The sequence below is a fragment of the Actinomadura rubrisoli genome (assembly GCF_004349215.1).
Taxonomy (GTDB): Bacteria; Actinomycetota; Actinomycetes; order Streptosporangiales; family Streptosporangiaceae; genus Spirillospora; species Spirillospora rubrisoli.
Window position 1 is genome coordinate 1 of sequence record NZ_SMKU01000156.1, and the last position, 21,942, is coordinate 21,942.

A 21,942-nucleotide genomic window follows, 5' to 3' on the forward strand; every position below is an offset into this window, starting at 1 on the left:
CGCCGGACGGCGCGCCGCCGCCGACAAGTTCATCCTCTACACCCTGCTCGGCTCCGGGCTCCTGCTCGCCGGGATGCTGCTCGTCGCCGTCAACGCGGGCACCCTCGACATGACCGAGCTGGCGCGGTGGAGGGAGGAGTGGTCGAGGTCTGGGTGACCGTGGGGCTGACGGTGCCGCTGGGGGTCGGCGATGTGCGGATTGTTTCTCGCGCAAGGGCTGGTCCTGTCGGACCGGACGGCGTACCCTGGCGCGACGCAACTCGTTGCACTGAATGTCAATAGGGTGCGGAGGGAGGTGCGGGGATCTTGGTCGGACGCGGGCTGCCATCGCTTTGTCACCTAGCTGTGACTTTTGCTACCGGGGAGTACGTTACGCTGCCCTAAGCCCTCAGTTATCACTCGACACGGTGGCCGCAAAGGCCCCTCGCGCCTGAGCCGGGCCGACCTCTCCGGACATGGCGGGACGAAGCGAGCAGGACACTGTCGGCAGGCTGTTCGATGAAGGGATTGAGGCCGTGACCATCATTCGCAGGATCGGTGCAGTCGCACTCGCGGCCCCCCTTGCGATGAGCTTCCCGGTTCTCGCCGCGCCTTCCGCGCAGGCCGCCACAACCGGCGTGCTGTCCCCCGCGGACGACGCGGTCATCACCAGCGGTTCCCAGGTGACCGCCAGGGCCCACTTCGACTTCGCGTTCAAGATGCAGCTGCGGGCCACGATCCCGGGTGCCGGCGACACGTTCCTCGCCGAGCGCAACCTGGCGGGCGATTTGTCGGCTCCCATCCAGCTTCGCCGGAATGGCGAATACAGGGTCTACATGAAGGCATGGCCGTCCCGTAGGGAGTACGGCTCGCACACGTTCACCGTCCGTATCCCTCCGGCCGCGCCTACGGGGGTATCCGCTCGGGTGTCGAGCAGCAAGCTCGTCGTGAAGTGGAACCTCGGACTTGAGGACGACTTGAGCGGGTATGCGCTGTCTGGCTCGGGAGTCAGCTCCAAGACCGGATCGGTGAGTTCTCTCTGCTCGGGGACGAGCTGCTCCGCGAGCCTGCCGCTGAGCCGGTCGAACGGTCCCGTGTCAGTGGGAGTCCGGGCGAAGCGTCCGGCTGGACCGGGCGGCTCTGTTTACTCGGGCACGGCCTCCGCCAGCGCGATGGCGGGCGGCGGTTCCGGTCCGGGTGGGCTGTCGTCCGGGACGGCGCCTTCGCTTTCCTCGGGACGGATGCCGCCCAGCACCGCCACCACTCCGCTGACGCCGTTCAACAACGAGTCGCCGATCACGCTGCCGTCCGTCCAGCCGAATGGGGCGACGCCCGGCTTCGCCTACCCCACGCCGAAGATCGCTGACCCGCCGAATGCTCGGAATGTCGCGTCCACCGACCGGCTGCAGTGGGGCAAGAGCGTAGGTATCGCGCTCGTCCTGCTGATCGTCGCGGCCCACCTTGGCACCTGGACGCGTCAGCTCCGCGTTTCCCAAGCGGGGACGAGCAGTCTGGGCATGGCGGCGCGCATGGCGCGCGGCGGAGGCGGCCGTAAGCGGGTCCGCGCGGCGCGCGAGCAGATCGCGCGCGCTGAGGCAATCGCCAAGACGGCCCCGGTCAAGCCAGAGGTCCAGCGTCCCAAGCCGAACGCGAAGGTCGGACGCCGGCCCGCGACCGTCGGCAAGCGCTCCAGCGGTGTGAACGTGCGGATCGCTAAGCCGGCTCCAAATCCCAAGGGTTCAGGTCGCGGCCGCCGCCGTAAGTAGGCCCGGGTTCACCGTGCGGGCGCCGAGGGCGTGCGCTCCCGCAGGCATGGCACTGTGGCGTTTCCCGCAGGCAGGCTCAGCCCCTTGGGAATTGGCGCTGGCCGTAGCCGATCCACCGACCCCGACCGGCTTCTCCGACATGCCACCGGGCGACCTGCGGTGGACCATCCACCGCAACCGGTCGGGTGGCGCCCGGTCACTGTGGCGGATGGGGTCATAGGAAGGGCTGGCGACCGATTTGTCTGCGGTCTAGGCTGCCTTGCCAGTCGGATTCGTCCGCCTATGAAGAGGAGACCTTCCGCATGATCTTCCTGGGGCTGGTCATCGCGCTCGCCGCCGTCGTGGTGGGGACGGCCGTCGTGCTGGACAACACCGGTGACGTCCAGCTGGTCGTGTTCGGGGACAGCGTGCCCGGCGTCACGCAGCAGTGGCACGTGTTCATGGCCGGTGCCGTCGTCGCCATCGTGTTCATGGCGGGAGCGGGGTTGGCGGCCCTTGGGTTCAGGCGTGCGGTGGGCATGCGGCGCGAGCTCAGGGACCTGCGGGACGAGCACGAGGAGTCGCTGCAGACGCTGGAGATGGAGCGGCGGAAGCTGCAGCAGGCGCTGGCCCAGGCCCGGCGCGGGCTGGACGAGCCGTCGGTTCCGGCGCAGCGGGTTGCGCCGAGCTAGGTGTACTGCCCAGGGACGTCGGCCAGTCTGGTGATGGGTGGTTTGTCGCCGGTCGCGGTGTGGGGCCGGTGGTGATTGTAGTGATGCAGCGAGGCCGGTAGGGCTTTGCGGCGTGCTTGTTCTGAGTTGGAGAAGCGGCCTAGTTGTATTGACCTTCAGCGTTGTTGACGTGGCTGATGGGTGGCTGGCCGCTCAATGCGGTGTAGCAGCGGCGGTGGTTGGGGCGGCGGTGCGTTCAGTGTTGGTGGTGTAGGGGCGGACGTAGGCCCATTCCTCCAGCAGCGTGCGGTTGAAGCGTTCGACCTTGCCATTGGTCTGCGGGCGGTAGGGCCGGGTCTTTTGAGCCGGATGACTGATGATGACGCCGCGAGGTGCGGCCTCCAAGTGGCCACGGCCACCGCGCGGGCGCGTTGACCGGCCGGTGAGGCCCGAGCCTCATCAGGCAGATCGCGAAGCGATGCGGTGCCCGCAAGGCCCGGTTAGGTACGAGCCGCCAGGCGAGTGTGCCGTGGGCCGGGCTTTGATACACAGGCTGGGACTGCAACGACAGGTTGCCGAGCGCGATGCGCCGACCGGCGAGAACACAAATGATCCGCTGCGGATTCTCAGCGTCGCTGAGGCGGTGACCGGCAGCTTCATAAATATCTTGCGAACCCGTCGTTGCGGTACTAGGGGACCTGGTTGAGCAGTTCGGCCAGAAGGTCCAGGGCTCCGGACTTGTCCAGTGGGTCGTTGCCGTTGCCGCATTTGGGTGACTGGATGCAGGACGGGCAGCCGGATTCGCATTCGCAGGAAGCGATCGCGTCGCGGGTCGCGCGGAGCCATTCGGAGGCGTCGGCGTAGCCGCGTTCGGCGAAGCCCGCGCCGCCCTCGTGGCCGTCGTACACGAAGACGGTGAGGAGCCCTGTGTCGGGGTGGACGGCGGTGGACACGCCGCCGATGTCCCAGCGGTCGCAGGTGGCGAAGAGGGGGAGCAGGCCGATCGCGGCGTGCTCGGCCGCGTGCGCGGCGCCTGCCAGGTCGAGGTCGCCGAGGGCGTCGATCTGGGACTCGGAGAGCGTCCACCAGACGGCGCGGGTGCGCAGCGTGCGGGGCGGGAGGTCCAGGGGTTTCTCGCCGAGCATCTCGCCGGTCTGGAGGCGGCGCATCTGGTAGGCGACGACCTGGCGGGTGACCTCGACCGTCCCGAAGCAGAGGGTGGCCTGGCCCCAGGAGGCGGAGCGGAGCCGTTCCACGATGGTGATGTCGGTGACGTCGCGCGCGGTGGTGGAGTAGTCGGGGTCGGCCGATTCGACGAGGGCGACGGAGTCGTCGAGGTCGAGGGTCTGGACGACGAACGAGTCGCCCTGGTGGATGTAGACGGCGCCTTCGTGGACGGTGGTGTGGGCGGAGGCTTCGTCCACGGTGCCGAGAAGGCGGCCGGTGGCCGACTCCACGACCTGGATGGGCGCGTCGCCGGCGCCGCGGATGTCGGCGAGGTCGGCGGCCCGGTCGCGGCGCGTCCAGTACCAGCCCGCTGGACGGCGCCGGAGGAATCCGCGGCGCACGAGGTCGGGCAGGAGGTCGGCGGTGGACGGGCCGAACAGGTCGAGATCGGCCTCGGTGAGGGGCAGTTCGGAGGCCGCGGCGCAGAGATGGGGTTCGAGGACGTACGGGTTGTCGGGGTCGAGGACGGTGGCCTCGACGGGCGTCCCGAAGATCGCCTCGGGGTGGTGGACGAGGAAGGTGTCGAGCGGATCGTCCCGGGCGACGAGGACGGACAGCGCGGCCTGTCCGGATCGTCCGGCACGACCGGCTTGTTGCCAGAGGGACGCGCGGGTGCCGGGCCAGCCGCAGACGAGGACGGCGTCGAGCCCGGAGACGTCGACGCCGAGTTCGAGGGCGTTGGTGCTGGCCAGGCCGACGAGGGAACGGGAGCGGAGCGCCGCCTCCAGGGCACGCCGTTCCTCGGGGAGGTAGCCCGCGCGATAGGCGGCCACCTGGTCGGCGAGAGCGGGGGCGACCTCGTGGAGCGCGCGCTTGGCGCCGAGGGCCACCGACTCCGCACCGCGCCGGGAACGGACGAAGGCGAGCGTCTGAACGCCCTCGACCACAAGGTCCGCCAAGAGGTCGCCTGCCTCGGCGGTCGCGGTGCGGCGGACGGGGGCGCCACGCTCCCCGCGCAACTCGGTCAGAGGCGGCTCCCAGAGCGCGAACGTGGCGGGGCCGCGGGGCGACGCGTCGTCGTCGACGGCGACCACGTCCAGCCCGGTGAGGCGGGACGCGGTGGTCGCGGGCTCGGACGTGGTCGCCGAGGCGAGGACGAACGTCGGGTCGGCGTGGTAGCGGGCACAGAGCCGGCGCAGGCGGCGCAGGACATGCGCCACGTGCGACCCGAAGACGCCGCGGTAGCCGTGCGCCTCGTCGACGATCACGTACTGGAGGCGGCGGAGGAACGAGGACCAGCGGGCGTGGCTCGGCAGGATCGACCGGTGCAGCATGTCCGGATTGGTGAGGATGTAGTTGGCGTGCTGCCGGACCCACGTCCGATCGTCCCGTGGAGTGTCGCCGTCGTACGTCGCCGCGCGCACACGGGTGAGGTGGAGGGAGCGGAGTGCTCGAAGCTGGTCGGCGGCCAGGGCCTTCGTGGGCGACAGGTAGAGGATCGTCCCCTCGCGGTGATGATTCTCCTCCCCGGCGTAGATCGCGGCGACGGAGGGCAGCAGGTAGGCGAGGGACTTTCCGGACGCCGTGCCTGTGGCGATGATCACAGAGCGTCCGGCGCGGGCATGCTCGGCCGCGGCGGCCTGGTGCTCCCAGGGGGCCTCGATGCCGGAGGCGGCCAGCCGTTCCAGCAGCAGGGGCGGTGACCAGGCAGGCCACGCCGCGCGACGGCCCTCACGTGCGGGAACACTCTCCACATGCGTGATGCGGTCGCGGCGGGTGGGGTCGGCGAGCAGCCTGTCCAGGGGGGTACGAGATCTTTGGGCGCCCATCAGGTTTTCAGTTTGCCAGCCTGGGCAAAACAACGGGAACGCCCCGGCGCCGGTGGGCCCGTCCCCCCTGCCCTGACGACTGGATCACCAGGTCAGACGGGATGGCGCGAACTTTCGCCCGAGTGGGCGATAACGTGCGTGTACGTCGCCGGAGCGTGGTTGAATCACGGCGAAGTCTCGTTGACCGAACCGCCGCTCTCGGAGGCTCGAAAAGCGAGATCAGATTGTGCTGCACGGCGCTGGAGGATTTGTGGACCTGAAGGTGAACGACTACACCACCGACGATGGCCTCACCGTCATCAACGTGGAGGGCGAGATCGACGTCTACACGGCGCCGAAGCTTCGCGAGAAGCTCATCGACCTGGTCAACAAGGGCAAGTTCCACCTGCTCGTGGACATGGAGAAGGTCGAGTTCCTGGACTCGACCGGCCTCGGCGTCCTGGTCGGCGGGCTGAAGAGGGTGCGCGCCCACGACGGCTCCCTGGAGCTGGTCTGCACGCAGGAGCGCATCCTCAAGATCTTCCGGATCACGGGGCTGACCAAGGTCTTCGGCATCCACGACACGATCGCCGAGGCCGAGGAGAAGCGCAAGGGCGCCAAGTAGGCGGCCTGTAGCTGAGATGGCGACCGTTGAACTGTCCTTCAGTGCGCTGCCCGTCCACGTCCGGACCGCCCGACTGATCGTGACCGCCGTGGCCCGCCGCAGCGGCGTCGCCGAGACGCTGCTCGACGAGGTCAGGCTCGCGGTCGGCGAGGCGTGCTCGCGTGCCGTGGAGGCGCACCGCCGACACTGCCCGGACGAGCCCGTGCGGCTTGAGCTGAGCGGGGCCGACCGCCGCTTCGAGGTCATCGTGAGCGACACCGTTCCCGGCGACGACCCGGCGGGCGGCATCCCCTCGTTCGAGGACGCGGACGAGTTCGAGTACGGCCTGAGCGAGGGCACCGCGGAACTGGGACTGGCCGTCATCGCCGGGCTCGCCGACGACGTGGAGATCGCCGCCACGCCGAAGGGGGTCCAGATCAGGATGAGCTGGCCGGCCGAAGCCGAGGCGAGCATCTGACGCGCACCCGTTCCCCAGACGTAGAGGAAGGCCCCGCCCCGGCGGGGCCTTCGCATTTGCCCAGCTCTCTGAACCGAGCCCTTTGCCGCTCGTCCGGGCCGCCGGCTTGCCGCCCTAGCCTGTCTCCCGGGCTTGTCCGTTCGTCTGGTTCGTCTGTCGCGTGCGCCTGGCCCTGCCTGGCCGTGCGGCCCGGTTGCCGAGGCTTGTTCGTCCGACTTGTTGGCCGGGCCTGCCTGTTGGACTGTTCGATCGTCCTTTCCCCAAGCGGTACGGGGGCGGTCGGCCGAGAAGCGAGCGCGCGCCGTAGGCGGTCGACCGCAACCGGGGGGGCAGCGGCGCGGTCGTCCGGACGGTCACCGGCGCGGGCGCGGCTATGTCCGCCTCCGGACCGGACTGCTCACGACGTTCACTCCCGCCGCCCCCTGAGGACGACGACCCTGGAGCGGCGGAGCACGCCCCCGAGGGGTGGAGGACGAGCCCGGTCCGGCGGAGGACGAGCCCCGAGCGGCCGAGGACGAGCCTGGTTCGGCGGAGCACGACCCCCGAGCGGCCGAGGACGAGCCTGGAGCGTGGAGGGTGAGCCCGGGGCGGTTGGAGAATGAGCCCCGAGCGGCGGAGCACGACCCCCGACTGGCGTGGGACGAGCCCCGAGGGGCGGAGGACGAGCCTCGGGTGGCGGAGGGCTAGGCCCCGAGTTGTTCGGTTGGTGACTTCGACGGAGCCCCGTCCCTCGCCCGGCCGCGGGCGGGGGTGGAGAGTGTGAGATCTTCTTCTGGTTGAGCTCGATCCGCGCTGATTACGGTCTGGACATATTCATCATTAATGCCTAGCTTGATAAGGAGGCGGCGATGGGCGCGCCGCCCATCGGTGCTGGCCTCGGACGTGTCAAGGTGGCTTCGAGGTAATAGTGTACTAACCCAGGTTGACCTGGGGCAATGGCGGCTGAGCCGGGCTAAAGGTCAAATTCCGGAGTAAAGCGCATTGCTTTTCCATGACATCTTCATTAAGGCCATGGCGGCCTTCTCATTCGCGTGCCGCCTGCGTAGACTCCCGGAACCCGCGCTGCCGTGCGAGGCGTTCGAAATCATGACTCGCGGGGTACGCGGTAAAGATCGTCTTTTGACGGTCTAGAGCGCAACGCCCCTGTCGAGGAGGACGGATGTCTGGGCTTTCCCTGTCAAGCCCGGCCAGCGCAGAAGTGGATCTCGGCGGCGGCGACCTCACACTGGTCGTCGTCGTCGCTGTGATCGCACTGCTGGCACTGGCCGTCGCCGCAGGTCTGGTACGCGAGGTGCTGGCCGCGGGCCAGGGCACCGAGAAGATGCAGGAGATCGCGCAGGCGGTTCAGGAAGGCGCGAGCGCCTATCTGAAACGCCAGTTCCGCACGGTCGCCGTCTTCGTGGTGCTGATCCCGCTCGTACTGCTGCTTCTACCCGCCGACTCGACGTCCGAACGGGTCGGGCGGTCGGTGTTCTTCGTCATCGGGGCGATCTTCTCGGCCGTCACCGGGTTCACCGGCATGTGGCTGGCGGTCCGGGGGAACGTCCGGGTCGCCGCGGCCGCCCGTGAGGAGGGCGGCGAGAAGACGGCGATGCGGATCGCGTTCCGCACCGGCGGTGTCGCCGGGATGTTCACCGTCGGGCTCGGGTTGTTCGGCGCGGCGGTGGTCGTCCTCGCGTACAAGGGGGACGCGCCGAAGGTGCTGGAGGGCTTCGGCTTCGGCGCGGCGCTGCTGGCCATGTTCATGCGTGTCGGCGGCGGCATCTTCACCAAGGCGGCCGACGTGGGCGCCGACCTGGTGGGCAAGGTCGAGCAGGGGATCCCCGAGGACGACCCGCGCAACGCCGCCACCATCGCCGACAACGTGGGCGACAACGTCGGCGACTGCGCCGGGATGGCCGCGGACCTGTTCGAGTCGTACGCGGTCATGCTCGTCGCGGCGCTGATCCTGGGCACCGCGGCGTTCGGGACCGAGGGGCTGGTGTTCCCGCTGATCGTGCCGATGATCGGTGTGATCACCGCGGTGATCGGGATTTTCGCTGTGGCGCCCCGCGACAGCGACCGTTCCGGCATGACCGCGATCAACCGGGGCTTCTTCATCTCGGCGTTCATCTCGGCGGCGCTGGTGGCGGTCGCCGCATTCGCCTACCTGCCGTCGTCGTTCGCCGATCTGTCCGGCGTCACCGACCCGGAGATCCGCAACCTGGACGCCGACCCGCGCTGGGTCGCGCTCGGCGCGGTGATCATCGGCATCGTGCTGGCCAGCGCCATCCAGCTGCTGACCGGCTACTTCACCGAGACGAACCGCAAGCCGGTCAAGGAGGTCACCAACAGCGCCAGGACGGGTCCGGCGACCGTCATCCTGTCCGGCATCTCGCTCGGGCTGGAGTCGGCGGTCTACACCGCACTGGTGATCGCCGGCGCCGTGTACGGGGCGTTCCTGCTCGGCTTCGGCAACACCACCGTCGCGTTGTTCGCGGTGGCGATGGCCGGGACCGGGCTGCTCACCACGGTCGGCGTGATCGTCTCGATGGACACCTTCGGCCCCGTGTCCGACAACGCCCAGGGCATCGCCGAGATGTCCGGGGACGTCAAGGGCGAGGGCGCGGCCGTCCTCGAACGGCTGGACGCGGTCGGCAACACCACCAAGGCGATCACCAAGGGCATCGCGATCGCGACGGCGGTGCTGGCGGCGACCGCGCTGTTCGGCTCGTTCCGGACGACGGTCGTCTCCGCGCTCGGCGACGCTTCGGGCGACGCGAAGGACGCGCTCGGGGACTTCAAGGTCTTCAGCCTGTCGATCGACAGCCCGAACGTGCTGATCGGGCTGATCATCGGCGCGGCCGTGGTGTTCCTGTTCTCCGGGCTGGCGATCATGGCGGTCGGACGGGCGGCGGGACGGGTCGTGGTCGAGGTGCGCGAGCAGTTCCGCACCAAGCCCGGGATCATGAACTACACCGAGAAGCCCGACTACGACCGGGTCGTGGACATCTGCACCCGGGACGCGCAGCGCGAGCTGGCCACGCCCGGGCTGCTGGCGATCATGACGCCGATCGCGGTCGGCTTCGCGCTGGGGTACGCGCCGCTCGGCGCGTTCCTGGGCGGCGCCATCGCGTGCGGTGTCCTGATGGCGGTGTTCCTCTCCAACTCCGGTGGCGCCTGGGACAACGCCAAGAAGCTCGTCGAGGAGGGCTACCTCGGCGGCAAGGGCAGCCAGGCGCACGAGGCCACGGTGATCGGCGACACGGTCGGCGACCCGTTCAAGGACACCGCCGGCCCGGCGATCAACCCGCTGATCAAGGTGATGAACCTCGTCGCGCTGCTCATCGCGGACGCGGTCGTCACCTATGCGGGCAACACTCCCCTGCGCATCGGGGTGACCGCCGGGTCCGTCGCCATCGTGGTGGCGGCCATCGTGGTGTCCAAGCGCCGCGCCGACCCGATCGGCGAGCCCGCGGTGGAGGCGGGCGCCAAGCCCGGTGCCGTCGAGGGCGGCGTGCCCGGCCCGGCCGTCTCAGCCGAGTCCAACGGCGGAACCACGACGGAGACGGAGACGGGGAACGAGTCGCCTGTCAACAAAGCCTGACCTGCCGGACGGAGGGGTCGGCGGCGCTCGTGCCGCCGGCCCTTTCGCATGCCCGGGGTCGTGTCGGGAGCGCGCGACGCCGGTCGTACGCTGGACGTGGCACTTCGGGCGGCACGGGAAGCGGGAGGCGCGCGGTGGCGGACAACGGTAAACCGGTGATGGCCGGGCCCAAGGGCTTCGCGCTGGTGCTCGGCGGGATGCTCGGCATCATGCTCGTCCTGTGGGGGCTGGCGGCGCTCGTCGCCCCGTAGCGGCCACCCGTATCGGTGCGTCCGTTACCTGGGTGAATGCAGGGCTCTGGGCTGATCTCCCAGGCGGGGGCGCTTGACCAGGGTTCCGGTTCTGGCCGTCCGGGGCCACGGCCCTTGAGAACGTGCCAATCCGGCAGGGATCTTTGCGGCAATCGATCCCGAGGAGTCCGGATGACGCGTCCCCCTCTCAGCCGCCGCACCGTGCTCGCCGCCGGAGCCGTCGCCGGCGCCGCCGCATCGCTCCCGTCCGTCCTGCGGCCGGGCGCCGCCGCGGCGTCCGCTCCGAGCTGGCGGGACGTGCCCGTGTCCGTGGACGTCCCCCGGCTCGGCGGCCTGACGCTCCTCGGCCCGAACGAAGGCTGGGTGACCACACCGCAGGACAAATGGGGGCCTCTCACCCTGCTGCGCTGGAACGGGCGCGCCCTCAGCCGCTTCCCGCTGCCGGACGGCTTCGCCGGCGGGACCCTCCTGGTCGCGGCCGCGAGCCGCCGCAAGCTGTGGGTGATGACGAACGCTCTGAACGGCAGCGGCTACTGGAACGGGTCCGCCTGGCGGCACGTCGACGTCCCGGTGCAGCTCAGCGGCTTCCCGGTGCAGCTCGTCCCGTACTCGCTGTCGGCGGGACGAGACGGGACGGCCTGGGCCGTCCTGGCGGACGTGGTCAACGACAAATGCGCCGTCCTGCGCTGGGAAGGGGACGCCTGGCTGCGGACGGAGGTGCCGATGCCCCCGGGTGCGGTCGCCCAGCACGTCGCCGTCCGCTCGCGCCGTGACATCTGGGTCGCCGGCTACTCGTTCGACGCCGGCCGGCACAGGATCCCGTTCACCGTCCACTGGAACGGGCGTGCTTGGCAGGACGTCACGGTCCCTCCGGTGCCCGGCTCCTCTGCACCCCAGGCCATCAGGAGCGTCCGTCCCGTCTCGGCGGGCTTCGCGTGGGCCTTTCGGAGCAACGAGACGGTCGGCCAAAACCAGACGCTGCTTCGCTGGACGGGCGGCGGGGCATGGGAGGAGTTCCGTCTCCCGGCGGACTTCAACCTCCCCTACGCCCCTCTGGCCGAGGACGGCTGGGACGGCGTGTGGATCGGGGCCTACGGCACCGGCTCCTCGAACTACCTGCACTTCAAGGCGGGCACCTGGACGGTCGTGCCGGGTCCGGCACGCGCCGCGGCCGACCAGCCCTCGATCGCCGGCATCGCCCGGGCGCCGGGCACGCGGACGATCCTCGCGACCGGCTCGATCAGACACCCCGACCCCCAAAGCCCCGACGGCTACGGATACGAATCCCTCGTCGAACGCCTCCACTGACCGGTTAAAACTAGGCTGGCGATATGCCGACGCTCATCGTGCTCCGTCACGCCAAGGCCGCCGCGGGCCTGGGGATTCCCGACATCGACCGCACCCTCACCGACCGTGGGCGGCGCGACGCCGCGGCGGCCGGGGAGTGGCTGCGCGCCAACGGCCTCGTGCCCGATCGGGTGCTGTGCTCGACGGCCGCCCGGACGCGGGAGACGCTCGCGCGGCTGGCCGTCGACACCGAGGTGAGGTTCGAGTCCCGGATCTACGACAACGATCCCGAGGATCTGCTCGCGCTCTTGGCCGAGACGCAGGACGGCGTGGAGCGGCTGTTGCTCATCGGGCACAACCCGTCCGTGCACCAGCTCGTCCACGATCTGGCCGGGCAGGCACCGGACGCGTTCCCGACGTGCGCTCTGGCGGTGATCGAGGTGCCGGGCGCGTGGACGGACCTCAGGCCCGGCGCGGGCACGCTCGTCACGACCCGTACGCCCAAGGACTGACCGGGACGGTCAGGACGGACGGCGTTCGACGGCGGCCTGGGCGCTGTTGATGAGCCGTCCGGTGTCGCGGCGCATCGTCCGGATCGTGTAGCGGGTGCTGGAGATCTGGAGGAGGGCGTGGTTCAGCGGGGTGGTCTCGTCCCGGTCGCCGCCCGACTTGATCTCGGCGCGGCGGCGGCGCGTGAGGGTGGACAGGTGGGAGTCGAGGTCGGCGAGCTCCTCGTCCAGCTCCTCGACGGACGAGGGCGCGCCCGCGTCGCCGTCCTCCGGCTGCCGCTCCTCCAGGGCGGTGGCCGCCTCCTCCATCTGGTCGGCGAGGCGGTCGAGGATCTCGGGGACGGGACCGACGTCGACGGATCTCTCGCGGGACATGCGGGCGACCGCGATGAGCTGGTCGCGGATGCGGTGCGCGGCGCCGACGGCGTTTTGGAGCCGGGCGGCCAGATCGGTGTCGAGGACGCGCTCGTGCCCGAGCCGGTCCCGCGTCTCGGCGACGGCCTCGGCCGTCCGCTCGGCGGCCGCGACCTTGTCGTGGGGGAGCTCGACGCGCTCGCCGCCGAGGACGTCCGCGGTCGTCCTGACGAGGTCGGCGTGGACGGACAGGAGCCGGCCGAGCTGGGCGGGGAGCCGCTCGCGGTGGCCGGTCGGCCACAGCAGGCTGATGGCGAGGTAGGACAGGAGCGTCCCCGCGAAGGTGAGGACGATCCGGTCCCGGGCGGCGTGCCAGTCGGACGGTGTGGAGAAGTCCAGCAGCATCATCGCGAGCGGCGTCCCGAACAGGGCCCAGTAGACGAAGTTCACCGAGCGCAGCGTGAATCCGGCCAGGGCGGAGCAGAAGACGATCAGGGCGGTGGTGGCCTGGACGGGGGCGAGGGTGAGCAGCAGGGCGGCGATGACGGAGCCGGCGGCCGTGCCGCCGACGCGCTGGACGAGCTGCTCGACGGTCTCGCCGTAGGTGGCGCGCAGGCTGAGCATCGCGGTGATCGTCATCCAGTGCCCGTGGGGGATGTGGAACGCGCCGACCAGCGCCATCGACACGACGGCCGTCACGAGCACGCGGGCCACCTGCCGGAACCGCGGCGAGCGGGTGCGGACGGCGCGCCTGAGCCGCTCCCACGCCGGTACCGGGTGCGGCGCGTCCGGCAGCCGCAGCGGGTGGAACCCGATGCGCAGGCCGCCCGCGATGATGCGCCGGGCGGAGGCGATATCGCCGGCGATGCGGTCGATGGAGCGCCGGAGCTGGGCGATCAGTGAGACCGCCACGAGATCCTCGTCGCCGGCGAGCCCGGCGCGCCTGATCTGCTCGGCCGTGCGGCCCATCCGCCGGACGGCCCCGGACTCCTCCCCGCCGAGCGGCGCCTCGCCCGAGGACGCGATGGCGCCCGCCAGCAGCCGCAGCCGGGCGGCGAGCGCGGACACCGCGGTCTTCGTCTCCAGCGCCCACTCGCGGTCGGGCGGGTAGTTGCGCGCCGCCTCCAGGACGGCCTGGAGCGTCACCGTCTCGTGCAGGATGCGCGACAGCGCGTCGATGAGCCGCTCGGGACGCGTTGGATCGTTCCCGTCCCGTCCCGTCCGGTAGAGGCCGTAGGTGGCGCGCGCGGCGGTGAGGGCCTCGGACGCGGCGCGGCGGCACTGCTCCCAGTCGGGCTTGCGGGTGACGGCGAGCAGTTCGGGGTTGGTCAGCTCGACGTCCTCCAGGGGCCCGCCGTCGGGGGCGCCCACGTCCTGCGCCACCGCGTCGAGCGCCTCGGCGACGGCGTTGGTGGCCTCGGCCAGGTCCTCCCGCAGCGGCCGGAGCCGCATCGCGGGCCAGGGCGCGAGCAGCAGCGCGGTCGTGAGGAGCCCGCCGATCAGTTCGAGGAGCCCGGTGTACAGGACGTCCGCGGACGGCGGGCGGATCGCGCTCAGCAGTACCGCGAGCCCCGCCGTCGACCCGACCCGGGGGACGGCGACACCGATCGCGATCAGCGGCGGGACGACGATGACGGCGGGCCAGGTGTGCCCGCTCAGCAGCCCGCCGGCCGCCGCGCCGATCGCGACCATCAGCACGCCGCCCGCCAGGTCGCGGGCGCGCGCGCCGTAGGGCCCCTCGGGTGCCCGCAGGGCCACCAGGTACGCGCCGAGGGCGATCATCGACCCCTGCGCGGGATGTCCCGTCAGCGATCCGACGAGCAGGGGCACGGCCATGGCGAGGGCGGCGGCGAGCCCGTAGAAGGGTGCCGTCTGCCCGTTGATCTGGGCGTACGCCTCGCGCGCACGCTGAAGCACCGCTCCTCCGCGTTCTCTTCGGCCGTCACGAGCGGATCACTCCCGCGCCGTCGTGATCACCTGTACCCCGATCGGGCCGCGATGATCGTTCATGCCGCGCGCGAGGTGCGACCTGGGTGCGGCCGCGGCGTGGCCGGGAGGGCGGTCAGGTGGTGGGGTCGTCGGCGTCGGCGGCCTCGACCTCTTCGCGGGAGATCCCGAGCAGGAAGAGGATCGTGTCGAGGTAGGGGACGTTGACCGCGGTGTCGGCGGCCTGCCGGACGACCGGCTTGGCGTTGTAGGCGATCCCGAGCCCGGCGGCCTGGAGCATGTCGAGGTCGTTGGCGCCGTCGCCGATCGCGACCGTCTGGCTGAGGGGGATCCCGGCCTCGCGGGCGAACCGCTCCAGCGCGGTGGCCTTGCCCGCGCGGTCGATCACCGGCGGGGTGACGCGCCCGGTGAGCCGGCCGTTCTCGATCTCCAGGGTGTTGGCCATCGAGTAGTCGATGCCGAGATCGTCCACAAGCGCGTCGGTGACCTGCGTGAAGCCGCCGCTGACGATCGCGAACTTGTAGTCCAGGCGCTTGAGCGTGCGGACCATCGTGCGGGCCCCGGCGGCCAGCTGGAGCTTGTCGCGGACGTCGTCGATCGCGGCCGCGTCGAGCCCGGCGAGCAGCGCGACGCGCTCGCGCAGGGAGCCCTCGAAGTCCAGCTCGCCGCGCATGGCGGCCTCGGTGACCTTGGCGACCTCGTCCAGGCAGCCGGCGTGCTCGGCGAGCAGCTCGATCACCTCGCCCTGGATCAGGGTGGAGTCGACGTCCATGACGATCAGCCGCTTGGCGCGCCGGTGCAGCCCGCCGTACTGGACGGCGACGTCGACCTGCTGCTCGGCGGCCTCGGCGGCCAGGCCCGCGCGGAGGGCGTCGGGATCGGCGCCGGAGACGTCCATCTCGATGCAGGTGACCGGGCTGGCCGCGAGGCGCTCGATGCGGTCGATGTTGGCGGCGTTCGCCGCGATCCGGCCCGCGATCCCCGCCATCGCGGCGGGCATGAGGGGGGCGCCGAGCACGGTGACGTGCAGCCGCCCGCGCCGCTTCGGCACCCGCTTGTTGCGGCCGGTGGACAGCTCGATCTCCATGTCGAGATCGTTGGCGACCCGCTCGGCGGCGTTCCAGACCCGTCCGATGTCGGCGCCCTCGGTGTAGGAGACCAGGACGCCGAGGACGAGCCGTCCGCGGATCACGACCTGCTCCACGTCGGCGACCGCCAGGGGGAACTCCGCGAGCGTCCCGAACAGGCGCGACGTCACGCCGGGGCGGTCGCGGCCGGTGAGTGTGATGAGCAGCGTGCGCTCTGCTGACCCGTCCATGCTGTTCACAACGGTACCGGCCGGGACGTATGCCTCGCGCGCGACGTCCACAATACAAGACGGCAGCCTTGTGACAGGTCGATGAACATCGCCCGGCATCGAGGTCAGGTGACAGTAAAGATCGAGGTCATGGCAGCAGGAGGTTCGCGTCGCCGAACTCGTGCCAAAGGTAGCCCTTGTCGAGGGCGGCCCGGTAGGTGGCGGCGAGCAGGTCGCGGCCCGCGATGGCGGTGAGCATCATCAGGTGGGACGACTTGGGCTCGTGCAGGCCGGTGAGGAGCCCGTCCACGGCCCGTACGCCGCCCTCTGGCGTGACGATGTGCTCGGTCCACCCTGCGGACGCCTGGACGCGTCCATCGGCGTCCACAGCCGTTTCCAGGGCCCGGACGGCGGTGGTACCGACCGCTATCACCCGTCCGGCGCGCGCGCGGACATGTTCCACGAGGTCGGCGGTCGGTTCGGGGACCTCGTAGCGCTCGGCGTACGGCGGTTCGTGGGCCTCGGGGGACGCCACGCCCGTGTGGAGCGTGATCGGGGCGAAGAGCACGCCCCGCGAGACCAGCCGTGTCACCAGTTCCGGGGTGAACGGGCGGGCCGCGCTGGGCATCTCGGCGCTGCCGGTCGTCCGGTCGTAGGCGAACGCGGTCTGGTAGGCGAGGGTGGGCCAGTCGCGGCGCACGTACCCGTACCGGATCGGCGTCCCGTGCCCCCGCAGGTACGGGACGACGTCGGTGCTGAGCCGGGCCTGCCAGAGCCGGTCGGTCCGCCGTCCGATCAAAGTGAGGGTGGCGCCGCCGGGCATCGGGATCCACTCGCCGGGGCTGCCGCCGGTGTAGGGGTGGCTGGCCTTCCCGGCGAGCGTGCGCAGCTCGACGAGCCAGAGGCGCTCGTCCGCGCCGGGCATCGGGGTGGAGAAGTGCACGCTGATCCGGTCCAGCCGGACGGCGGCGGGCAGGGTCGCCGAGGTGTTGACGACCAGCAGGTCCCCGGCGTCCAGGAGGTCCGGCAGGTCGCGGAACCCGTGATGGGAGATCTCGCCGGTGCCGCGCCGCCCGGCCAGCAGCCGGACGCCGTCGCGGGCCCGGCCGCGGGCCTCGGGCGGCTCGTGGGCCTCCAGGTCGGAGGGGAGGACGAAGTCGAGGGTGTCGGTCATGTCGCGGCCTCCAGCCGGGACGGGCCTCCGGCGCGCAGCCGGAGGGCGGAGACGATGCCGAACGCGGCGATCGCGGCCGGCACTGCTCCGGCGACGGCCAGGCCCGTGCCGAGCCGCTCGGTGCCGAAGCCGGCGACCAGCGCGCCCGCCATGCCCACCACGAGGGACGAGCCGAGGGTGTCGCTGATCTGGAGCGCGGAGGAGTTGACGCCCTGCTCGTCCTCCGGGGACAGGTCGAGCAGCAGGACGCTGAGGCTGCCCATGGCGAAGCCCATCCCGGCGCCGCCGATGATCCAGGCCGGGGCGGCGGCCCAGCCGGAGAGCTGGAGCGCGACCGTCGCGGCGACGATCCCGGCGGTGACGAGGACGGCGCCGACCAGGACGAAGAACTCGCGGGACCGCTTCGACCGGCCCTGGATCTGGGACGCCGCCGACCAGCCGAGCCCCCCGACCGTGAGGACGACGCCCGCCTCGGTCGCGCTGAACTTGTGCAGCGAGGTCAGCGCCAGCGGGATGAACACGTCCGTCCCGAAGAACGCCCCGGCCAGCAGGCCCCGGACGAGGACGACGCTGGGCAGGCCGCGGCGGAGCCGGAGCGTCCCGGGGGGCAGCAGCCGGGGCAGGCCGAAGCCCAGCCCGGCGAGGCCCGCGGCGGCGATCGGGACCATCGTCCAGCCCGGGTCGCCCAGGCCGTACAGGACGATCCCGGCGCCCGCGGCGACCGCGACGGCGGCGACGTAGCGGACCCGTCCGGCGGCGGGCGCGGCCACTACCGTCCGGATGCCGCGCAGCGCGGGCACCAGCAGCAGGGTCGGCGGGACCACCAGCGGGATCAGGCCGAGGAACACCCATCGCCAGCCCGCGAACTCGGCGACGGCGCCGCCGATGGCGGGGCCGATCAGCGACGGCAGAACCCAGGCCGCCGACAGCGCCGCGAACACGCGGGACCGCAGCTCCTCCGGGTAGACGCGGGCGATCACGACGTACGTCGCGACCATCGCGACGCCCATCCCGAGGCCCTGCACCGCCCGTCCGAGCACGAAAAGCCACATGGACTGCGCCGCCCCGGCGATCGCCAGCCCGGTGACGAACGTGCCCAGCCCGATCAGGAGGGGACGCGTCGGGCCCTGCCGGTCGACCCAGCCGCCCGCCAGGACGGTGGACAGCAGGCTTGTGATCAAGGTGGCGCTGAAGGCCCACGCGTACAGCGCCAGGCCGTTCAGATCGTCCGCGACCGCCGGCATGACCGTGCCGACCGCCATGGCCTCGAACGCCATCAGGGTGACGACCATGACGATGCCGAGCGTCGCGCCCCGGTACCCGGCGCCCATCACCCCCCGCGGCGTCCCGGCCCCGGCGTCGACGACGGGGTCGTCCGGCTCCAGGGTCGTGGTCATCGCGCACCCGCCAGGTCCGCCGCACGGTGGCGGCCGCTCGGCGGCCGGTCGATCACGAGCCGGCGGAGTGCGGCGGCGGCCTCCTCGGGCGGCGGGGCGGCGTCCGCGTCCTCGCCCGCGGCGCGCAGCATGTCGGTGCGCATCTCGCCCGGGTCGGCCCACCACACGGCCAGGCCGGGCTCCTCGGCCGCCAGGACGTTCGAGAGCTGCTCCAGGGCGGCCTTGCTGGCCCCGTAGCCGCCCCACGTCTCGTAGCCCTCCACCGCGGCGTCCGAGGTGATGTTGAGGATGGCGCCGCCGCGCTCACGAAGGCTCGGCAGGACGGCCTGGATCAGCGCGAGCGGCGCCAGGACGTTGGTCGCGAACGTCTCGGCGAGGTCCTGGACGGGCTGCTCGGCGAGCCGCGGCATCGGCGTCGTGCCGAGGGTGCTCGCGTTGTTGACCAGGAGGTCGAGCCCCCCGGCGTCCGCCACGGCCGCGGCGAGCGCCGCCCGGTGCCCGGCGTCGGCGACGTCCCCCGCGATCCCGACGGTGCCCCGCCCGAGGTCCGCGGCGGCGGACCGCAAGGCCACGGCGTCGCGCGCGTCGATGATGAGCGTCCAGCCGTCCCGGGCCAGCTCGCGGGCCAGCGCCCTGCCGAGCCCCCGGGAGGCTCCGGTGATCAGTGCCGTCTTCATGCCCTCGACGCTAAGGAACGGCGCGACCCGCGGCATCGGGCGGCGGGTCCCCTGGCCGGTGGGTCATTGGTCGTAGGACTTCCGTCCGCGCCCGCCGCTTGACCGGACATACCGCCCACGGAGGAGCGGATCTCGGGCTTCTGGGACCGGAGGCGGGGACGGCGCGGCCCGCACCTACGACCGCGGGCTGATTCGGGAGGAGGCGGCCAGAGAGTACGGTCTTCACATGCGGGCGCCGGGCGGCACCCGCCGCGGGACACGAGAGGCCGGGATGACCACCGAGGAAGGCCACTGCGGCGATCAGGGCGCGACCCTGCACGCCGTCAGCTCCGCCGTGCTCGCCGTCACCCGGCACCTGTCCGTCCACGAGGTGCTCCAGGTGATCGTCCGCGCCGCCGCGCAGCTCCTGGACGCCCGGTACGCCGCGCTCGGCGTGCCCGACGACGAGGGGTCGTTCGCCGAGTTCGTCGTCGAGGGCGTCTCGGACGAGGAGTGGGAGAGGATCGGCCCGCTGCCCCGCCAGCACGGCATGCTCGCCGCGATGCTGCACGGCGACACGCCCAAGCGGCTCCGCGACATCCGCAGGGAGCCGGAGTTCGAGGGCTGGCCGGTCGCGCACCCCGTCCTCAAGGACTTCCTCGGCGTGCCCATCCGCGACGGCGACGACGTCCTCGGCATCGTCTTCCTGGCCAACAAGCGCAGCCCCGGCGGCTTCACCCAGGACGACGAGGACCTGCTGACCCTCTTCGCCGCGCACGCCGCGATCGCCATGGCCAACGCGCGCCTGTACGAGCACAACCGCGAGCTGACCGTCGTCGCCGAGCGCACCCGGCTCGCCCAGGAGCTGCACGACGCGGTCGCGCAGAAGCTCTTCTCGCTGCGGCTCACGGCGCGCACCGCGTCCGCCCTGGCCGAGCGCGACCCCGTCCGCACCGTCCGGGAGCTGGAGCAGGTGGAGCGGCTCGCCGCCGAGGCCCTCGCCGAGCTCCGCGCCGTGATCTTTGAGCTGCGCCCCGCCGATCTCGCCGACGGGCTGGTCGCCTCCCTGCGCAAGCACATCGAGGTCCTCGACCGGGCGCACGAGACCGCCGTCCGCTTCACCGCCGAGGGCGCCGACGTCCTGCCGGACGAGCACGAGAAGGTCGCCTACCGCATCGCCCAGGAGGCGCTCTACAACGCGCTCCGACACGCCGGTGCGAGCGCCGTGGACGTGAGCCTGACGATCGACGGCGGGCAGGTCGTCCTGGAGGTGGCCGACGACGGCTCGGGGTTCGACCTCACCGAACGCGGCCAGGCGAACGGCGACGCCCAGGGCGGCCTGGGGCTCGCCTCCATGCGCGACCGGGCCTGCTCGATCGGCGGCGCGCTCACCATCGACGCCGCGCCCGGCGAGGGCACGACCGTCCGGCTGGAGGTTCCGCTGTGAATCTCCGCGACGAGGGGGCGGCGGCATGACAACCCGTGAAACGATCAAGGTGCTGATCGTGGACGACCATCCCGTCGTGCGGCAGGGCCTGCGCACCTTCCTCGGCATCCAGGACGACATCGACGTCGTCGGCGAGGCCGAGGACGGCACGTCGGCCGTGACACTGGCCGAATCCCTGGAGCCCGATATCGTGCTGATGGACCTCAAGATGCCGGGCGCCGACGGCTTGGCCGCGCTGACGGAGCTGCGGGCTCGTGGGGTGGCGGCGCGCGTCCTGATCCTGACCAGCGTCACGGAACGCGGACACGTGCTGCCGGCAGTACAGGCAGGGGCCGCCGGGTATCTCTACAAGGACGTCGACCCGCAGGCCCTCGTCCAGGCGATCAGGTCGGTCCACGACGGGCACGTCCTGTTCGCGCCCGACGCGGCGGAGGCGATGCTGCGTCCGGGGCCGGCGTCCGGGGCCGACCGCGGCATGGCCGCGCTGACCGAACGGGAACGGGAGGTGCTCGTGCACATCGCGCGGGGCAGGTCGAACCGGGAGATCGCCCGCGCGCTCGTCGTCTCCGAGAAGACGGTCAAGACGCACGTCAGTAATCTGCTCATGAAACTGGGAGTCCAGGATCGGACGCAGGCGGCCCTCTACGCCGTCCGGCACGGTGTCGGAGCGGCCGGCGAGGCCGCCCGTGACTGAGACAACTCCTCTGACAGGATCGTCATCGAAATTGGTATGAACGTAGCAATCAGGTACGCAGCAGGCAGTGACATCGGGTGCAACCGAGAGAACAACGAGGACTCGGGCTACGCCGGTGCGCGGTTGATCGCGGTCGCCGACGGCATGGGGGGCTATGCCGGCGGCGAGGTCGCGAGCTCGACCGTCATCGGCTCGCTGCGCTCGCTGGACACCGGTGCCCACAATGACGACCTTGTCGAGATCCTCGGCCGCGCGGTGGCCGAGGCCAACGAGAAGTTGCGCATCGTCCGGGAGGAACGCCCCGACCTCAGCCGCATGGGCACCACGCTCACCGCGATGCTGTGGGCCGGGCAGTCCGTCGCGCTGGCGCACATCGGCGACTCGCGCGGCTACCTGCTGCGCGACGGCGAGCTCTTCCAGATGACCCAGGACCACACGATGGACGAGCTGCTCAAGGCGGAGGCCGAGCAGGCGGGCCAGACCGCCGACCCGGCCGAGACGTCCCGGCTGTCCCACGTGCTGTACCGGGTGCTGGACGGACGCGAGGACCGCGAGCCCGACCTGCGGCTCCGCGAGGCCCGGCTGGGCGACCGCTATCTGCTGTGCTCCGACGGCCTCAGCGGTCCCGTCGACGCGCAGAAGATCTACGAGGTGCTGTCCGCCGAGGCCGACCCCCAGCGGGCCGTCGACCGGCTGATCGAGCTCGCCCGCGAGAACGGCGGCCCGGACAACATCACCGCGGTCGTCGCCGACGTCGTCGAGTCCGAGCACATCACCGAGGCCGAGGCGCCGCGGACCGTCGGCGCGGCCGGCCAGGCCTGACCCCCGGGCGCCGCCTCCCCCGAGCCGCGCCCGCCCGTCTGCCTGCCCGCCTGCCCGGTCAGCCTGCCC

General features: G+C 71.6%; 17 protein-coding genes and 2 pseudogenes. 11 read left to right on the plus strand and 8 right to left on the minus strand.

Annotated features, from left to right (window positions below; genetic code table 11):
• From E1298_RS51295 to E1298_RS26125, 3 genes are all read left to right on the plus strand, one after another.
• Nucleotides 1–157, plus strand: a 157-nt coding sequence (locus E1298_RS51295) for a proton-conducting transporter transmembrane domain-containing protein (protein ID WP_279499200.1), incomplete at its 5' end; no start/stop codon positions are given.
• Nucleotides 158–455: 298 nt separating this feature from the next.
• A complete protein-coding gene (locus E1298_RS26120; RefSeq protein ID WP_131897737.1) occupies nt 456–1,745 on the plus strand; it encodes a hypothetical protein in 1,290 nt (429 codons plus the stop codon).
• A 302-nt stretch (nt 1,746–2,047) separates the two neighbouring features.
• A complete protein-coding gene (locus tag E1298_RS26125; RefSeq protein ID WP_131897739.1) occupies nt 2,048–2,416 on the plus strand; it encodes a hypothetical protein in 369 nt (122 codons plus the stop codon).
• Here E1298_RS26125 and E1298_RS26130 read toward each other — a convergent pair.
• The 3 genes and pseudogenes from E1298_RS26130 to E1298_RS26140 all read right to left on the minus strand — a co-directional run.
• Nucleotides 2,413–2,553: pseudogene (locus E1298_RS26130) on the minus strand (integrase core domain-containing protein); the annotation flags it as partial. The gene E1298_RS26125 and the pseudogene E1298_RS26130 sit on opposite strands and share 4 nt — an antisense overlap.
• A gap of 2 nt (nt 2,554–2,555) precedes the next feature.
• A pseudogene (locus E1298_RS26135) lies at nt 2,556–2,758 on the minus strand (integrase core domain-containing protein); the annotation flags it as partial.
• A gap of 326 nt (nt 2,759–3,084) precedes the next feature.
• Nucleotides 3,085–5,391, minus strand: coding sequence for a DEAD/DEAH box helicase (locus E1298_RS26140; protein ID WP_131897741.1), 2,307 nt, complete (start codon nt 5,389–5,391; stop codon nt 3,085–3,087).
• Nucleotides 5,392–5,641: 250 nt separating this feature from the next.
• Between E1298_RS26140 and E1298_RS26145 the strand changes: the two genes are divergently transcribed.
• The 5 genes from E1298_RS26145 (at nt 5,642) to E1298_RS26165 (ending at nt 12,088) form a co-directional block, all read left to right on the plus strand.
• Entirely contained in the window at nt 5,642–5,995 is a 354-nt protein-coding gene (locus E1298_RS26145; protein WP_131897743.1) for an STAS domain-containing protein, read from the plus strand.
• Nucleotides 5,996–6,011: 16 nt separating this feature from the next.
• Entirely contained in the window at nt 6,012–6,452 is a 441-nt protein-coding gene (locus E1298_RS26150) for an ATP-binding protein (RefSeq protein ID WP_131897745.1), read from the plus strand.
• Nucleotides 6,453–7,611: 1,159 nt separating this feature from the next.
• Nucleotides 7,612–10,038, plus strand: a complete 2,427-nt coding sequence (locus E1298_RS26155; protein ID WP_243725814.1) for a sodium-translocating pyrophosphatase — start codon at nt 7,612–7,614, stop codon at nt 10,036–10,038.
• A gap of 422 nt (nt 10,039–10,460) precedes the next feature.
• The gene (locus E1298_RS26160; protein WP_131897747.1) at nt 10,461–11,597 is read left to right on the plus strand and encodes a twin-arginine translocation signal domain-containing protein; all 1,137 of its coding nucleotides are present in this window, start codon (nt 10,461–10,463) and stop codon (nt 11,595–11,597) included.
• 23 nt (nt 11,598–11,620) lie between these two features.
• A complete protein-coding gene (locus E1298_RS26165; RefSeq protein WP_131897749.1) occupies nt 11,621–12,088 on the plus strand; it encodes a SixA phosphatase family protein in 468 nt (155 codons plus the stop codon).
• A gap of 9 nt (nt 12,089–12,097) precedes the next feature.
• Here E1298_RS26165 and E1298_RS26170 read toward each other — a convergent pair whose 3' ends face one another.
• From E1298_RS26170 to E1298_RS26190, 5 genes are all read right to left on the minus strand, one after another.
• Nucleotides 12,098–14,356, minus strand: coding sequence for an FUSC family protein (locus tag E1298_RS26170; RefSeq protein ID WP_131897751.1), 2,259 nt, complete (start codon nt 14,354–14,356; stop codon nt 12,098–12,100).
• A gap of 145 nt (nt 14,357–14,501) precedes the next feature.
• The gene (gene serB, locus E1298_RS26175) at nt 14,502–15,704 is read right to left on the minus strand and encodes a phosphoserine phosphatase SerB (protein ID WP_131897753.1); all 1,203 of its coding nucleotides are present in this window, start codon (nt 15,702–15,704) and stop codon (nt 14,502–14,504) included.
• A 127-nt stretch (nt 15,705–15,831) separates the two neighbouring features.
• On the minus strand, nt 15,832–16,857 hold the full coding sequence (locus E1298_RS26180; RefSeq protein WP_131897755.1) for an S-adenosylmethionine:tRNA ribosyltransferase-isomerase: 1,026 nt from the start codon (nt 16,855–16,857) through the stop codon (nt 15,832–15,834).
• Nucleotides 16,854–18,254 carry an MFS transporter gene (locus E1298_RS26185; RefSeq protein ID WP_131897757.1) on the minus strand — a complete coding sequence of 467 codons (1,401 nt, stop codon included), beginning with the start codon at nt 18,252–18,254 and terminating at the stop codon, nt 16,854–16,856. The genes E1298_RS26180 and E1298_RS26185 overlap by 4 nt, the downstream gene beginning before the upstream one ends.
• On the minus strand, nt 18,251–18,931 hold the full coding sequence (locus E1298_RS26190; protein ID WP_131897759.1) for an SDR family NAD(P)-dependent oxidoreductase: 681 nt from the start codon (nt 18,929–18,931) through the stop codon (nt 18,251–18,253). The genes E1298_RS26185 and E1298_RS26190 overlap by 4 nt, the downstream gene beginning before the upstream one ends.
• A gap of 226 nt (nt 18,932–19,157) precedes the next feature.
• Here E1298_RS26190 and E1298_RS26195 point away from each other — a divergent pair, with 226 nt between their 5' ends.
• Genes E1298_RS26195 through E1298_RS26205 form a run of 3 tightly spaced genes read left to right on the plus strand, consistent with a single transcriptional unit; the run spans nt 19,158 to nt 21,873 of the window.
• Nucleotides 19,158–20,357: a GAF domain-containing sensor histidine kinase gene (locus tag E1298_RS26195; RefSeq protein WP_243725815.1), complete on the plus strand. Its 1,200-nt coding sequence runs from the start codon at nt 19,158–19,160 to the stop codon at nt 20,355–20,357.
• Between the two features lie 25 nt (nt 20,358–20,382).
• Nucleotides 20,383–21,051 carry a response regulator gene (locus tag E1298_RS26200; protein WP_131897761.1) on the plus strand — a complete coding sequence of 223 codons (669 nt, stop codon included), beginning with the start codon at nt 20,383–20,385 and terminating at the stop codon, nt 21,049–21,051.
• A 36-nt stretch (nt 21,052–21,087) separates the two neighbouring features.
• Complete coding sequence (locus E1298_RS26205; protein WP_131897763.1) at nt 21,088–21,873, plus strand: PP2C family protein-serine/threonine phosphatase; 786 nt, start codon at nt 21,088–21,090, stop codon at nt 21,871–21,873.
• Nucleotides 21,874–21,942: the final 69 nt, after the last annotated feature.